This window comes from Nostoc sp. (assembly GCF_036916985.1).
Lineage (GTDB): Bacteria > Cyanobacteriota > Cyanobacteriia > Cyanobacteriales > Nostocaceae > Nostoc.
The window spans coordinates 18,013-31,373 of record NZ_JBALFD010000041.1; the positions used below are offsets into that span (position 1 = coordinate 18,013).

The following is a 13,361-nucleotide window of genomic DNA, read 5'->3' on the forward strand; positions in this document are numbered from 1 at the left end:
TTTGTGTCAATTTTATAACAAACTGTTCCAGCTACAGCAATATTAAGCCGTGAAGATTTTGTACCTGGGTTTATGTTGGCTTTGAAAAAATGATTGTAAAAGCAATGTCTACGGCTGTCTATATACGTACTTTCTAGCAATTAAAATAAATTGATCTCATAGATAGACAAAATTTAAATCTGTATTACATCGCTAGATAGATAAAAATCTGATGATATTTTATTAAATTAATAATGTTCAGATAGTACTGAATAAAAGGGCAGAAAAACAAAATACAAAATATAGAAGAAGTAGGTAAACTAAGCTTGCAACCTGAAGCTGATGTTGAATAAATTCTTTCTCAATCCGGTTTGGTTAAGGTTTTTTGATGAAACACAAAGACGCGATAAATCGCCGTCTCTACAATAATCAGTTTTTTGTCTTGACGGCGATTCATCGCGTCTCTTACCTTAACCGAACAGTGTTGGATTCCTTCTGATCTAGTAAATTTAGGATACTAATAATGGAAACTACAGAAACAACGCCAACAAATTCAACACCTTTCCCAAATATTCCACCAGTTATTGAAAGTAATGATAGTGAGTATCGTGATAGCGGTGTACCTAGCACAGTTGCGATCGCTGGACATCCCTTACATCCCCTGAGTGTGATCTTTCCCATAGCCTTTTTAGCCGCCGCCTTGGGAAGTGACATAGGTTATTGGTTAACTGGTGATTTCTTCTGGGCTAGGGCTTCGCTATGGTTAATCGGACTCGGATTAGCTGGAGGTTTACTCGCTGCTGCGATCGGTCTTAGCGACTTTTTGAAAATTGAACGAGTCCGCAAGCGCACCGCCGGCTGGGCACATTTGATACTTAATGTTTCTTTACTAGTTTTATCACTCGTCAACTTTCTCATACGCTTGGGTGATGCTGAATCCCGAATACTACCTTGGGGACTGTTACTCTCGCTTGTTGTCGGTACGCTGACTAGTATTTCTGGTTGGTTCGGTGCTGAACTCTCTTATCGCCACAAAATCGGTGTAGTGGGTGCAGGTAGCAGAAGATATCCATAAACATCTGTGAAAAAATCTGTGAAAAAGAATGTAGAGACGTAGCAGTGCTACGTCTCTACAAAGGTTCTGGAATAAAGCTTGATTATTTTTTTATTGGAAGTCCCTAATACCGGGCTGCTTCAAATGTAGGCAGCCCAATTTAGTATTTTGTAGCTTAGGAAAGTACTGGTTGTGCTTCTAGATTCTGGGCTTTTTGCTTGAAGACGGTTGGTACTTCGGAACTGAACGCTTCACCTTGAACCACTTCTGAGCGGAAACCATCAACCCCAACTGGAACATCACCAGTAATGGTGGTGCGATATAACAAACGCTCAACATCCAAATGATCCAAATCTTGAGGAGCTAAATGCACGGTGGCGCGGTTGTCCCAGAAGGCAATATCACCATTGTTCCAACGGAAGCGGGTGGTGTAAGCAGGCTTGGTAACTTGGTTGAAGAACAACTCAAGCAGCAGCTTGCTTTCTTGTGGTGACACGTCAACAATGTGGGAGACGAAACCAGGGTTAACGAACAACGCCCGCTCACCAGTTTCGGGATGAACCCTGACTACTGGGTGGATGGAAACTAGTGGATTGACAGCGATACGCTCAGAGAACTTGTTGTTACTGGGCTGATACCCGCCCCCATTGAAGCGATGTTCAGCTTTCAATGTGTCTGCTAGCGCCCGTAGAGGTGCTGACAAACCCTCATAAGCTGCAACCAAATTACTCCACTGGGTATCACCACCAAAACTAGGAACATTAACCGCGCGTAAAATTGACGCTGCTGGCGGGTTGATTGCCGCTGTTACGTCTGTATGCCAAGGGCCTCCAGTGCGAAAACCATACTGCTTCTCATACAGCTTACGGTCTACAGGTTTGAGCTGCGGAAATCCTGGAACTGGTTCAGGCTCTCCGAGTGGATGCGCGAAAGTCACTTCGCCGAAACGAGATGTGAATTCAACTTGGGCAGCATGATCGATGTTCTGTCCCCGAAAGAATACGACTTTCCACTTTAATAGTGCTTTACGAATTTCTTTGACTTGATCATCATTCAAAGGACGGGAAAGGTCTACGTTACCGATTTCAGCACCGATGAAACCAGCTACTTGTTTGACTTCAATATGTTTGTAGCCCATATAGATTCTCCAGGGTTTGATTCGTAGAGTGGTGTTCGCATTTGTCCGTTTCCTGTGGAATTTTTCTTGCACTTGATAGCAAAATTCCACAGGGAGCGATCGCAACTGAAAACATCATACACTATCTCGATAGATTTACCGTAGTATTTACTGTACTTTACACAGTCCGAACAACCAGAGGCTCAGAAGTGCCCAAAAAATTGCGCTTATGTCTATCCTGTGTGCAGTAACAGCGAGGATAAAGACTTAAGCGCAGTAAAAATATTGACCGTTGGCGTCAACGAAGAGGAAAGGGGGCAGGGAGCAGGGGGAGAACCCCATAAATAAATTTAGGGTCTTGAAACCCGGATGGCAGGGGAATTCCAGAATCTTTCTCCCCTGCCTCCCGCTCCCTGCTCCCCTGCCTCTTAGTCATTGAATCTATTCAGGGTAGAAAACTACCGTCCTTAACTCAATACTCTGACGAGGTGGAGCATCCGATGGGCTAGTGGGATCATCAAAGCCAGTATGACCGGCAAACCTAGCCCGTCCATCTTCTGCGGAGTCAAAGCACTTAATAAATAGCGCTTCGTCTTGCTGCATCTGCGGGAAATAAAACCATTGATGTGATGGGTTATAGGTGATTGAGTAAGTTTCGCCAGCGTAATTGGGATATAAGAGATCACCCGCCACCAAGTCTGTAGGTGCGATACTCAGAGCGTCGCAAACTGCCAATGGTGACTCTTGGACTGGTGCGATCGGTCGCCAAATGTTAATCAGTGCAAACCTTTTTTGCAGCGCTTGATCGATGTTATCTATTCCCTGCTCTGTCAATACCTTGCGGGCGCGAGTATAGCCAGATTTGGCTGTAAAGTCATTATGCACGCGCTTGACTGGTTCCCTAATTTCGTTCTCGCCTGGCTGCGAAATTTCAGCGTTACGAAGAGTGTGATCGAATATCAGTACTTCCGTTGCACCTATCACCTCTTTCAATAATTGCTTGGCTTCAGGATAATAAACGCTGCGGATCTCATCTTCATCATAGAAATCACTGACTTTACTTTTATGTGCGGTAAAGTCGAAGCCTTGGCGCTCTAAGGATACTTTATCTGAAATTTCCCGTGCATTACGGATTGGAACTTTGTGTGTCTCATACTTTCCGTTGGAGCGGGGAACCCCTGCTGGGGGTTCGTAGGCATAGTTGACAAGCTTTTCTGCCATTGGGGTGAGGTAGTTCAGTTCTGCCTCAACCTGTTTCAGGTCAGAGAAAAAACGATTGTCTCTACTCATTGCTTACATCCTTGTTCAAGAAGTTCAGACAGATTCAAATCCCCTAGAGTTGAGTTGGAGTGTAATTAACGCTCAATACTCAGCAATTGATCGCAATTACATCTAACGGCGTCAGCAAACTTACAACATACCTCAGCTATGTTGTGTCAGAGTCGGACTCAAATTAGCAGTTGATATTTGTTAACGTCGATCTCGTCAGGAATTTTCAGTACTAGATAACTATAGTTAAATACTTATTTAACCATTATAGTATTCAGCATAACAGAATTTTTGCAAAATGGTCAAATGATTATTTGAGTATTTGAGTAAAATGCCGGAGCTTGCTATGATATGGGGATGATTGAGAAAATAAATTACGAAAACCGTGCGAAAATCTTCACGGCTCTTTCAGATCCAACACGCCTGCGATTAGTAGATTTACTCTTGAGTACTGACGAAATTAGCTGTTCAGAAATTGCCGAGCAGTTGGATATTAGCTTGTCTCTTTCTTGTCACCACTTGAAAGTTTTGACGGAAGCAGGTTTGGCGAAGAACTATAAAAAAGGGCAAACAAGATACTACTCAATCGATCGTGCTGTTCTCAATAGTACTTTAGAGAGTTTAAACAGTTTTATTAGTTGAAGAAGGGACTGGGGATTAGGGACTGGGGAGATGAGGGAGTGTGGGGAGATGAGAATTTTGCTTCCCTCTCCTCCAACACCTCCCACACCCCCACTCAATACCCAATACCCAATCCCCAATACCCAGTCCCCAGTCCCCAGTCTATTACTCCTGAAACAATACTTCCTTTGCCGATTTGGTATCACTACGGGAATCAGCACCCAGTAAACTACGCAGATGGGCGGCCATATTGGCAAACTCTTTGCTGTTAATATCGTCAATCTGCGTTGTATCGACAATTTCTTTCACAGTTCCAGGTACCGGCGTCATCACTAAAACTTGATGTCCCAAGTACACAGCTTCTTGTATGGAATGGGTAATTAAAATAATCGTAACGCCTGTGTTTTGCCAAATAGCGTTGACTTCGTATTGGAGTTGAGTACGTGTCAGGGCATCTAGGGCAGCAAAAGGCTCATCCATGAGCAGAATTTGCGGTTTCACAGCCAAAGCACGGGCGATCGCTACCCGTTGTTTCATCCCTCCCGATAGCTGATGAGGATATTTATCTACGGCTGCTGAGACTCCAACTAAATTGAGATAGTATAAAGCCTCTTCATTAGCGGCTTTGCTAGCTGCTTTACCTGTAATGTTAAGGGCGTAAACGATGTTTTGCCGTACAGTTTGCCAAGGCAAGAGTTGCTCAAAATCTTGAAAAACAACCATCCTATCTGGCCCTGGAGAAGTGATTTTTTTGCCTCTCATCAACAATTCGCCGCTGCTGATGGGCTGAAAACCTGCGATCGCTTTTAGCAGGCTACTCTTTCCACAACCCGATGGGCCAATAATTACAAACTTTTCTTTTGGTTTCACAGCAAAGCTAACATCTTCTACAGCTGTAAACCGATGCCTACCTTCCTTATAGATAATTTGAACACTGTTTGCTGTAATTAACGGTTCTAATCTCGCCATGAATTCAATCTCCTCCAACGCCTTTAAGCGTCGGTAAAATTAATTCATCAATTGATTTAGGCTGCTGATTTAGCATACCTATTTCATGCATAAATTCTCCATATTTTAGGAAGGCTCTTGGCTCAAGACCGTATTCTACAGCCTGATCGGTAATCCACTTTTTATATTGCTCTGCTGAGATTTTAGCACCATCTATCTGTGAGAGAATTTTTGCCGCTTCATCAGGTTTGTCATTCAAGAGTTTAGTAGCATCTGCGATCGCAGTGTACAAAGCTTTCCCAAATTCAGGATATTGATTGTAGAATTTCTCCGTAGTAAAGATGCTGGCAGCACTAATCTTACCAAAAACATCAGAACTCTTGAGAATCACTCTACCACCTTTTTCAACTTCTTGAAATTGGAAAGGTGGCGTTGTAAAGTGTGCATCAATTTGACCATTCAATAGAGATTGCAACCCTAACGGGTGAGCGATAGATTGTATATTCTGATCTAGGGCTGTAGCATTACCTAATTCTTTTTGCGCTGCCCGACGTAGTACAATTGCTTGAAGAGAATCAGGAGATGGTAAGCCAATTTTCATTCCTGGCTTAAAATCTTTTAAACTTTTTATGTTCGAGTTCTTGACGACTAACCAAAACTCACTATGATTAAGTGAAGCTAAAATTTTCCATCCTACACCTTTATCCCAACCAACAAGAAATGGCCCAACGCCACCTGCACCAACTTGTAGTTGATTTGCAAGAATTCCATCCCGAATCGCTGCACCATTCGATAATTCTTTCCATTCAAACTTTGTCTGTGGAAATTGCTGTTCTAAAATTTGTTGCTGTTTGACAATTAGTAAATTTGCATAGTTAATTCCTGGTTGATAGGCAATTGTTACTTTTTTTGGAACTTTTGAAGCTATTTGATTCCCAGAAGTGCAAGCCACAAATACAAAGGTTAGCAGTGCTAATCCAACTAATAAACTCCAAGACTGAAATTGCTTGAATTTCATTATTTTATGCCTCTTGTAGCTGCTTTAATAAACTTCGTTCTTGCATTTAACATTCCTGAGTAATCAGCTAAAAAACATCTAATTTGCATAATTTAATTAAACATAACTCTTGCGGGGTGGGCAACATGAGCGCCTAGTATACGCAATTTATAATTATTTCCAACTGCATAATATTTTTATAAATACTGTAAGTTAATAGGGATACAGTATTTTGTGAATTTAAACGAAAGTATCACACAGTCAGAAGCAAAAAACAAGGTGTGTTAAGAAGTTCGTAAAATATTTGGTTTTTTCTCAGCCTTCTCTGTACCTCTGCGGTTAAATAAATTACTTTTAGAGATAATAGGCACAGAGAAAACAGACAAAGAGGAATTATAGACTAAAATTTACATCCACCTAAGCGTTGCTTAAGAGTAAAGGTATACCTAAGTTTGTGTCGTCGAGACTTCTAGTTGTTCGGGCTGTTAAAATTTTGCTTAGTCTCTAGCCTATAGAAAATGCTTCGACATCGTAACCAAACAATATTTATTATTATTTCTGTACTCATCGTTGTACCGATGGGCTTTTTGTTTAAGTACTATAATGGGGCTGCTCATCACTGGTTTAACGACTACGGAGCGGCTGTCTTTTACGAAATATTTTGGTGTCTGTTCGCGTTTTGGTTTTTCAGAAATCGAGCGGCTGTAATCCAAATTCCTATATGGGTTTTTGTCATCACCTGTATACTAGAATTCTTGCAACTTTGGCATCCGCCACTATTAGAGGAAATTCGCGCCACCTTGATAGGTAAATTGTTACTTGGTACAACCTTTGTTTGGTGGGATTTTCCTCATTATTTACTTGGTTCTGTTTTAGGTTGGTTGTGGCTGCGACAATTATACAAAATAGGTTATGCAAAAAAGAATCAAGGTTAAGCCTAATTCAAAACAGCAAAAGATTGAAGAACAACCTGATGGTAGTCTAACTGTGTATTTAAAATCGCCCCCAGTCGATGGTAAGGCTAATGAAGAGTTAATTAAACTACTAGCAGATAAATTTGATATACCTAAATCTCATATCAGAATTAAGTCAGGTTTGTCTTCTCGGCAAAAGCTGATAGAAATTGATACAGATACTTAACTGCTGCTTAATAACACATTTTTGGAAGACTTTACCTCCTCCTAAATGTGAGGCTACATCTCACCTAGTAAATCCTCTACTAGGGCCAAGAAACGAGAGACAGAAACTCGCAAAACCGAATTTTTATGCTTGTGTAATACTGATATGTCTTGGTTGAGCTTTGACTCTTTCTATCCAAGCTTGGATAGCAGGAAATTGTGTCAAATCAAACCCGCCTTCATCAGCTACATGAGTGTAAGCGAATAAGGCAATATCAGCAATTGTGTAGCGCTCTCCTACAAAAAAAGTGTGAGAACTTAAGTGTTTGTCCATCAAGTTAAGTGCTGTATAACCTGGTTTACGTTTTTGCTTGATAGCTTCACTATATTCTTCAGTTTTACCTAAAATAGAAATCCAAAATCTTGATGTAGCAATAAAAGGCTCATGACTATATTGTTCAAAACATAACCATTGCAGCACTTGCGCTCGTAAAAAGCGGTCATAAGGTAAAAATTCTGTGCCTTCACTCAGATACACCAATATGGCATTTGATTCTGCCAAATATTTCCCTGGCTCGATTTCTAAAACAGGTATCTTCCCATTGGGATTTTTACTTAAAAATTCTGGTGTGCGAGTATCACCTTTCAAGATATTAAGCTCTATCCTCTCAAAAGGCATACCTAGTTGTGTCAATAAAAGACGTATCTTGTAAGCATTGCCAGAAGGTAAAAAATCGTACAGACGCAGTAGTTCCATGTTAAAATACAGTTAGGAAAATGCTGATAAGTGAAGGTTCAAAATACAATATCTTACCAAAAGATTTTCCCAAAACCGGATATTTTTTTTGTATTTAGCATCTGAACGTACTACATAAAATTATTTGAGAAAATAAAAAAAGTATTATTTATTTCTAGATTGAGATGTTTAATTTAGTCAGTGGTCGAGAATAAAAGTATGTGTGGAAGATTTACGCTAAACCAGTCGGCAGCAGGATTATCTCAAGTTTTCCATGTGGAGTCAGTTCCAGATTTAGCAGCCGAATATAACATCGCACCTACGAAAATGGTGGCAACAGTGTTACAAAATCCCGAAAGCGAAAAGCGGGAATTTAAGCAGTTGCATTGGGGGTTAATTCCGTCATGGGCGAAAGATGCGGGAATGGGGGCAAAGCTGATTAACGCGAGGGCTGAAACTGTTGCCGAAAAACCCGCTTTTCGCTCGGCTTTTAAGCATAGACGCTGTTTAGTGCTAGCTGATGGCTTTTATGAGTGGCAACGCCAACCAGGTAAGAAGCAGCCATTTTATTTTCGTCTCCAAGATGGGCAACCCTTCGGCTTTGCCGGTTTGTGGGAGAGATGGAAAACCCCTGCTAACGAAGAAATAATCTCTTGTACAATTTTGACAACGGCAGCTAACGAATTACTCCAACCCATTCATGAGCGGATGCCAGTGATTCTGGAGCCACAAGATTACGATTTATGGCTAGATTCCCAAGTGCAAACGCCCCAAACCCTACAGCAGCTATTGCGTCCCTATCCAGCGCCAGTAATGACTGCATATCCAGTTAGCACCTTGGTAAACAACTCTCGGCATAATAGTTCAGAATGTATCGTACCTCTCAGTCAGGAGAATGCCCCCGCAAATCAGTTAAATTAGCTATTGAGTGAACTATGGAATTGGGGACTGGGGACTGGGGATTGGGAAGTTTTAGGCTTGACACTTTATGTTCTGAAGCTGAAGTTCACGAGTTCTGAGGCTGAAGTTCTGAGGTTGAAGTAATAATCTTTCTTCTCAAATCCCTAATCCCCAAGTCCCCAATACCCAGTCCCTAATCCCCAATACGCAATACCCAGAGACAAATATGCCAAGAACACAAAAAAACGATAATTTTGTTGACAAATCCTTTACAGTGATGGCGGATATCATTTTGAAGATCCTGCCAACTAACAAAAAAGCTAAAGAAGCGTTTGTTTATTATCGAGATGGTATGTCGGCCCAGGCGGAAGGGGAATATGCTGAGGCATTGGAATACTATGAAGAAGCTCTAACACTAGAGGAAGATACCAACGATCGCGGCTATATTTTCTACAATATGGGGCTAATCTATGCCAGCAATGGCGACCACGAAAAGGCTTTAGAACTATATCACAAGGCAATTGAATTAAACCCACGCCTACCCCAAGCTTTGAATAACATCGCCGTGATTTATCACTACCAAGGCGAAAAAGAAAAAGAAGCTGGAGATAACGAGGCTGGCGAAGCACTTTTTGACCAAGCCGCAGACTATTGGATTCGCGCTATTCGCATGGCTCCCAATAACTACATCGAAGCCCAAAACTGGCTGAAAACCACCGGGCGATCGCAAATTGACGTATTCTTCTAAAAGTGATGAGTTAGGAATTATAAATCATCCACTCCTAACTCTCCACTCCCTACTCCCCACTAAAAAATATGATTGACCAAGAACAAGTTCACAAGGTAGCTAATCTTGCTCGTTTAGAATTGACTCCACAAGAAGAAGAACAATTCACTACTCAGTTGGGAAGTATTCTGGACTATATTGAACAACTGAATGAACTTGATGTCACTGATGTGGCCCCAACAACAAGGGCAATTGATGTCAGTAACATCACACGAGAGGATGAATTGCAACCTTATCCTGACAGACAAAGTATTCTCAATGGTGCGCCTGAACAGGAAGGCGAATTTTTCAAAGTACCAAAAATCCTCAATGCTGAATAGTCATGGAAGAGGAAAAGGGGAACAATTAATTATCGGTCTTGCTTCAATCCCACGCCGTTATGCGTGGGTTAATTTTGGCTCAAGCAGGACTGAACTGGACATGATTTAACAATTCAAAAATAAAATCATGCAGTTAGTAATGTATAATTAACCTCAAGAGTTCAGGGTGCTTGTCGAGTATTGAAAAACTTGCTCGTACTGCCAAAGTATGTTCTATGTCTAAATCTGCAATCACCGTTACCGTCAAGTTGTTTGCTGCTTATCAAGAAGCCTTTAGGGTTTCAGAGTTAGTGCTGGAATTTCCTAATAGTATGCCAGTTAAAGCAGTATGCGATCGCCTCATAGCTGAACACCCTGAACTCTCCCAATGGCGCGATATAACTCGGTTTGGGATTAATCTGATATTTGTCGAACCAGATACACTACTACAAGATGGGGATGAAGTTGTGCTGATTCCACCAGTTAGCGGTGGTTAGGAAAACAGTTATGAGTTATGAGTTCTCTAACTGATAACTACTCAAAGAGAATTGGCATTAGCAGTTAGCTCCACTAGGCGGTCTAACTCTTGCTGCATCTGACTAACAACTAATTCATAACATTCATTGACATAATAGCGATCGCTAGCTGCCTCTCGACCGTAACGTTTAAATACAATTGGCGGACAAACCTGTGTGTACATGGGCACTGGTAAGGGAATATTGGGCAGCGGGCCAATTGCTAATCCCCAAGGTAGTCCAAGATAGATCGGAAAAACTTCTGGGTCAATCCCCAACAGCCAAGGCATCCCCCACTCGTGGAGTTGCCGCATAACTTTGTAGCAGTCAGCGATTACAATCAGTGTATCGTGAGCGCCCCAGGAAATCACAGGCACAATCGGCACATTTTCCCGTAATGCTAACTTGATAAATCCTTGCCGTCCTGCAAAATAGATTTTGTTACGTAAATAATACGGTCGGAAGACATCTTCGGCTCCACCGGGATAAACTAGTACACTAGCTCCAGAGTGTAAGGCAGTATAAGCCATTTTCGGATGGGCGATGATTGCTCCAGCCTTGGCGGCCAGTTGCGCTAGTGGTGTGCTAACCTGCCAAGCCTTGGGATGCATCAAACCATAAACAGGTTGCTCTACACCAAATCGTCGGAACCAGTCATACATCACCATTGCCATGTCGGGTGCTGCAAGTCCCCCATTGTGCGAACCGACAAATAGAACTTTTTCTTGGGGGGGAATATTATCCCAGCCACTAGTTTGAACTCGAAAATAGTGGTGATAGAAAAAGCCAAACACGGGCATCAGAGATTCTATGAACTTTGGATCTCGCTCATCCAAAGACCAGCCGGGCTTTTTGTTTAAGAAATGTTGCTTTTTTGACATCGATGCATTCTAACAGCATTGGCAAAGTTCAAACAATCCTTTGTGAGATATAACTCAATCCCCTTGGGTTAAGGCTAAAACTCTGTTATTAAAGTCAACGTAGATGCGTAGAAGTTGGTTTTCCTTAATTACGCGGGGCAATTAATTTAGTGATGTCTATGGAGTAGTTGCTGGTTTTGAGCGCTGCTGCTGGTAAAAACCCACAACTTTTTGAAGATATGTAGCAGTAAATCCGCTATTGCAACCTGTGTAGTTGCCAGTCATCCACCAACAGCCAACGCCGCGCACAGCAGCAGTTTCATTATTATTGGTAGCGATAAATTGCTTGTTTAACTCCCGGCGCGTGATGCAAGATACAACTTGGCGTGCCGTCACAGGGCTGTTTTCAAACTGCGTTGGTGTTAGTTCTTTTTTGAGACAAGATTTCGACCAGCCTTTAAGAGTTTCTGGTTTAACTTGCCATTCACTATAAAGTCCATCATTTGAAGTGCCGGTCTTTGGTGCAGCTAGTCGCAACGCCTCTACCATCGCCGCAACTTGGGCATCAGAAACCTGTTGTTGTGCTTGAGCTAACAATGATGACAGTCCAAAACTGACAATCACTCCGCTAAGTAGTAATGCTATGGGGTTTCTCCTCATGATTTTGGACTTATTTTTAGATAGCAATATGTAGGATACTACGTTTTTACACTTAGCAATTATCCTAACTTTTCACGGAATATGAAAAACCTCAGCTTGTTTTGACGTGAGAGTAAAAATCTAAAGATCAATTTACCCCATCTAGTTATCCAATAGATTAGGGAGAGTCAAGAGCTATCGCTTCACTAAGAAAAAGAATTTCTCAATAAGTTAAGCCTTGCTAATATCGATATATATTGGTATTTGCGATAATAAAAATAGACATCTCTGGCAGGCACGCTTATGACCGAGCTTTACGGAGGAATTGACCCTAGAGGTATTCCGACCTACTCCATTAGTGATGCCGCTCGTTACTTACACATTCCAGCAGGCACAATTCGCTCTTGGACAGCTGGGCGGCACTATCCGATCACAAAAGGTTCCAACTTCTTCAAACCCCTTATCCCAATTCGTAACCTCAAACCGCGACTTCTCTCATTTACCAACCTAATTGAAGTTCACGTATTAAGAGCGATTCGCAAACATCACGAAATTGACCTGGGCAAGGTGCGAGATGCTCTTGATTTTATCGAGGAGCAGTTTCAAGTATCTCACCCCTTAGCAGGTGAACGCTTTCGTACTGATGGTGTTGACCTATTCATCGAGCGATATGGTTCTCTCGTTAATGCCTCTAAACGTGGGCAAACAGAAATGAAAGACGCTTTGAATGCCCATCTTCAGAGAATTGAACCTGATGATACTGGGCTTGCAATTAAACTTTATCCCTTTACTCGCTCATCAGAAGAAGATAACCCTCGATTCGTCGTCATGGACTCCCGAATCGCTTTTGGTCGCCTTGTTATTGCTGGGACAGGAATTGCTACCCGCGTGTTAGCAGAACGTTATCAAGCAGGTGACTCAATTGATTATCTTGCCCATGATTACAACTGCGATCGCCTCGCAGTTGAAGAAGCTATTCGTTGCGAGAAGTTCGTTGCTGCATGAGACAACCCCAGTCCATCACTTTTTTTATAGATCGATGCCTATGTTGTAGAGTCATTATTTCAACACTTAAGGGTGCAGGACTTACTATTGAAGTTCATCATGACCACTTTGACGATAATGCTCAAGATGTAGCTTGGTTGCCAGAAGTTGGCAAAAGAGACTGGGTTGTTCTGACCAAAGATAGCGCAATCATTAATAACTGTTTAGAAAGAATTGCTGTTGCAAGCGCTCAAATCAAGTTATTTACGTTTGCCTCTCAAAACCTTACAGGGGAAGAGATGGCAGAGATTTTTTTAAAAGCGATCGGATCGATGCAAAGATTTATTCGCAAGCATCCTGCTCCCTTCATCGCCAAAATCTATCGAGATAGAAAGGTTTCTATGTGGAAAAATGACCAGATACTAATAGAAGAATTGAAGAGATTTTTATAAAATTATCGTTGCGATTGCTCTTACCCTCCGTCCCCCATTTCTGCTATAGCTAGTGTTGATCGCTAGCTATAGATGAGTATCCCATA

The 13,361-nt window shown here is 41.8% G+C and carries 17 protein-coding genes; 10 read left to right on the forward strand and 7 right to left on the reverse strand.

Features of this window, described 5'->3' with window-relative positions:
• Positions 1–502: 502 nt before the first annotated feature.
• The gene (locus V7L07_RS14570) at positions 503–1,054 is read left to right on the forward strand and encodes a DUF2231 domain-containing protein (protein ID WP_335058903.1); all 552 of its coding nucleotides are present in this window, start codon (positions 503–505) and stop codon (positions 1,052–1,054) included.
• A 154-nt stretch (positions 1,055–1,208) separates the two neighbouring features.
• On the opposite strand, the gene V7L07_RS14575 is transcribed toward V7L07_RS14570, so the two are convergent.
• Together V7L07_RS14575 and V7L07_RS14580 are read right to left on the reverse strand one after the other, a co-directional pair.
• Complete coding sequence (locus tag V7L07_RS14575; RefSeq protein ID WP_334698950.1) at positions 1,209–2,171, reverse strand: TauD/TfdA dioxygenase family protein; 963 nt, start codon at positions 2,169–2,171, stop codon at positions 1,209–1,211.
• Positions 2,172–2,591: 420 nt separating this feature from the next.
• The gene (locus V7L07_RS14580) at positions 2,592–3,440 is read right to left on the reverse strand and encodes a CmcJ/NvfI family oxidoreductase (RefSeq protein ID WP_335058905.1); all 849 of its coding nucleotides are present in this window, start codon (positions 3,438–3,440) and stop codon (positions 2,592–2,594) included.
• A gap of 336 nt (positions 3,441–3,776) precedes the next feature.
• Here V7L07_RS14580 and V7L07_RS14585 point away from each other — a divergent pair, with 336 nt between their 5' ends.
• Positions 3,777–4,061, forward strand: a complete 285-nt coding sequence (locus V7L07_RS14585; protein ID WP_335058907.1) for an ArsR/SmtB family transcription factor — start codon at positions 3,777–3,779, stop codon at positions 4,059–4,061.
• Between the two features lie 144 nt (positions 4,062–4,205).
• Here V7L07_RS14585 and V7L07_RS14590 read toward each other — a convergent pair whose 3' ends face one another.
• Both V7L07_RS14590 and V7L07_RS14595 read right to left on the reverse strand, forming a co-directional pair.
• Positions 4,206–5,009 carry an ABC transporter ATP-binding protein gene (locus V7L07_RS14590; RefSeq protein ID WP_335058909.1) on the reverse strand — a complete coding sequence of 268 codons (804 nt, stop codon included), beginning with the start codon at positions 5,007–5,009 and terminating at the stop codon, positions 4,206–4,208.
• Between the two features lie 4 nt (positions 5,010–5,013).
• The gene (locus V7L07_RS14595; RefSeq protein ID WP_335058911.1) at positions 5,014–6,006 is read right to left on the reverse strand and encodes an ABC transporter substrate-binding protein; all 993 of its coding nucleotides are present in this window, start codon (positions 6,004–6,006) and stop codon (positions 5,014–5,016) included.
• 497 nt (positions 6,007–6,503) lie between these two features.
• Here V7L07_RS14595 and V7L07_RS14600 point away from each other — a divergent pair, with 497 nt between their 5' ends.
• Positions 6,504–6,920: a ribosomal maturation YjgA family protein gene (locus V7L07_RS14600; RefSeq protein WP_335058913.1), complete on the forward strand. Its 417-nt coding sequence runs from the start codon at positions 6,504–6,506 to the stop codon at positions 6,918–6,920.
• Positions 6,898–7,125 carry a DUF167 domain-containing protein gene (locus V7L07_RS14605; protein ID WP_335058916.1) on the forward strand — a complete coding sequence of 76 codons (228 nt, stop codon included), beginning with the start codon at positions 6,898–6,900 and terminating at the stop codon, positions 7,123–7,125. The genes V7L07_RS14600 and V7L07_RS14605 overlap by 23 nt, the downstream gene beginning before the upstream one ends.
• Positions 7,126–7,248: 123 nt before the next feature.
• Here V7L07_RS14605 and V7L07_RS14610 read toward each other — a convergent pair whose 3' ends face one another.
• The gene (locus V7L07_RS14610; RefSeq protein ID WP_335058918.1) at positions 7,249–7,860 is read right to left on the reverse strand and encodes a glutathione S-transferase family protein; all 612 of its coding nucleotides are present in this window, start codon (positions 7,858–7,860) and stop codon (positions 7,249–7,251) included.
• A 198-nt stretch (positions 7,861–8,058) separates the two neighbouring features.
• On the opposite strand from V7L07_RS14610, the gene V7L07_RS14615 reads away from it, so the two are divergent.
• The 4 genes from V7L07_RS14615 to V7L07_RS14630 all read left to right on the forward strand — a co-directional run bounded on the left by V7L07_RS14615 (position 8,059) and on the right by V7L07_RS14630 (position 10,322).
• Entirely contained in the window at positions 8,059–8,760 is a 702-nt protein-coding gene (locus V7L07_RS14615; RefSeq protein WP_335058920.1) for an SOS response-associated peptidase, read from the forward strand.
• A 205-nt stretch (positions 8,761–8,965) separates the two neighbouring features.
• A complete protein-coding gene (locus tag V7L07_RS14620; RefSeq protein ID WP_179064807.1) occupies positions 8,966–9,487 on the forward strand; it encodes a photosystem I assembly protein Ycf3 in 522 nt (173 codons plus the stop codon).
• A 68-nt stretch (positions 9,488–9,555) separates the two neighbouring features.
• The gene (gatC, locus tag V7L07_RS14625; protein ID WP_334709367.1) at positions 9,556–9,846 is read left to right on the forward strand and encodes an Asp-tRNA(Asn)/Glu-tRNA(Gln) amidotransferase subunit GatC; all 291 of its coding nucleotides are present in this window, start codon (positions 9,556–9,558) and stop codon (positions 9,844–9,846) included.
• A 215-nt stretch (positions 9,847–10,061) separates the two neighbouring features.
• Complete coding sequence (locus V7L07_RS14630) at positions 10,062–10,322, forward strand: MoaD/ThiS family protein (protein ID WP_229483813.1); 261 nt, start codon at positions 10,062–10,064, stop codon at positions 10,320–10,322.
• A 41-nt stretch (positions 10,323–10,363) separates the two neighbouring features.
• On the opposite strand, the gene V7L07_RS14635 is transcribed toward V7L07_RS14630, so the two are convergent.
• Both V7L07_RS14635 and V7L07_RS14640 read right to left on the reverse strand, forming a co-directional pair.
• Positions 10,364–11,221 carry a lysophospholipid acyltransferase family protein gene (locus tag V7L07_RS14635; RefSeq protein WP_335058922.1) on the reverse strand — a complete coding sequence of 286 codons (858 nt, stop codon included), beginning with the start codon at positions 11,219–11,221 and terminating at the stop codon, positions 10,364–10,366.
• 156 nt (positions 11,222–11,377) lie between these two features.
• Positions 11,378–11,860: a hypothetical protein gene (locus V7L07_RS14640; RefSeq protein ID WP_335058924.1), complete on the reverse strand. Its 483-nt coding sequence runs from the start codon at positions 11,858–11,860 to the stop codon at positions 11,378–11,380.
• Between the two features lie 282 nt (positions 11,861–12,142).
• Here V7L07_RS14640 and V7L07_RS14645 point away from each other — a divergent pair, with 282 nt between their 5' ends.
• Positions 12,143–12,844 (forward strand): DUF433 domain-containing protein, encoded by a 702-nt coding sequence (locus V7L07_RS14645; RefSeq protein ID WP_335058926.1) that lies wholly within the window; start codon positions 12,143–12,145, stop codon positions 12,842–12,844.
• The gene (locus tag V7L07_RS14650) at positions 12,841–13,275 is read left to right on the forward strand and encodes a hypothetical protein (protein ID WP_335058928.1); all 435 of its coding nucleotides are present in this window, start codon (positions 12,841–12,843) and stop codon (positions 13,273–13,275) included. Before V7L07_RS14645 ends, V7L07_RS14650 begins: the two co-directional genes overlap by 4 nt.
• The last annotated feature ends 86 nt before the right edge of the window (positions 13,276–13,361 follow it).

Excerpts from the sequence above, each read along its gene's own strand:
- V7L07_RS14595 (WP_335058911.1), bottom strand. The coding sequence starts at position 6,006 with ATGAAATTCAAGCAATTTCAGTCTTGGAGTTTATTAGTTGGATTAGCA.
- V7L07_RS14590 (WP_335058909.1), bottom strand. The coding sequence starts at position 5,009 with ATGGCGAGATTAGAACCGTTAATTACAGCAAACAGTGTTCAAATTATC.
- V7L07_RS14610 (WP_335058918.1), bottom strand. The coding sequence starts at position 7,860 with ATGGAACTACTGCGTCTGTACGATTTTTTACCTTCTGGCAATGCTTAC.
- V7L07_RS14615 (WP_335058920.1), top strand. The coding sequence starts at position 8,059 with ATGTGTGGAAGATTTACGCTAAACCAGTCGGCAGCAGGATTATCTCAA.
- V7L07_RS14570 (WP_335058903.1), top strand. The coding sequence starts at position 503 with ATGGAAACTACAGAAACAACGCCAACAAATTCAACACCTTTCCCAAAT.
- V7L07_RS14580 (WP_335058905.1), bottom strand. The coding sequence starts at position 3,440 with ATGAGTAGAGACAATCGTTTTTTCTCTGACCTGAAACAGGTTGAGGCA.
- V7L07_RS14585 (WP_335058907.1), top strand. The coding sequence starts at position 3,777 with ATGATTGAGAAAATAAATTACGAAAACCGTGCGAAAATCTTCACGGCT.
- V7L07_RS14640 (WP_335058924.1), bottom strand. The coding sequence starts at position 11,860 with ATGAGGAGAAACCCCATAGCATTACTACTTAGCGGAGTGATTGTCAGT.
- V7L07_RS14575 (WP_334698950.1), bottom strand. The coding sequence starts at position 2,171 with ATGGGCTACAAACATATTGAAGTCAAACAAGTAGCTGGTTTCATCGGT.
- V7L07_RS14620 (WP_179064807.1), top strand. The coding sequence starts at position 8,966 with ATGCCAAGAACACAAAAAAACGATAATTTTGTTGACAAATCCTTTACA.
- V7L07_RS14635 (WP_335058922.1), bottom strand. The coding sequence starts at position 11,221 with ATGTCAAAAAAGCAACATTTCTTAAACAAAAAGCCCGGCTGGTCTTTG.
- gatC (WP_334709367.1), top strand. The coding sequence starts at position 9,556 with ATGATTGACCAAGAACAAGTTCACAAGGTAGCTAATCTTGCTCGTTTA.
- V7L07_RS14650 (WP_335058928.1), top strand. The coding sequence starts at position 12,841 with ATGAGACAACCCCAGTCCATCACTTTTTTTATAGATCGATGCCTATGT.
- V7L07_RS14605 (WP_335058916.1), top strand. The coding sequence starts at position 6,898 with ATGCAAAAAAGAATCAAGGTTAAGCCTAATTCAAAACAGCAAAAGATT.
- V7L07_RS14630 (WP_229483813.1), top strand. The coding sequence starts at position 10,062 with ATGTCTAAATCTGCAATCACCGTTACCGTCAAGTTGTTTGCTGCTTAT.
- V7L07_RS14645 (WP_335058926.1), top strand. The coding sequence starts at position 12,143 with ATGACCGAGCTTTACGGAGGAATTGACCCTAGAGGTATTCCGACCTAC.
- V7L07_RS14600 (WP_335058913.1), top strand. The coding sequence starts at position 6,504 with ATGCTTCGACATCGTAACCAAACAATATTTATTATTATTTCTGTACTC.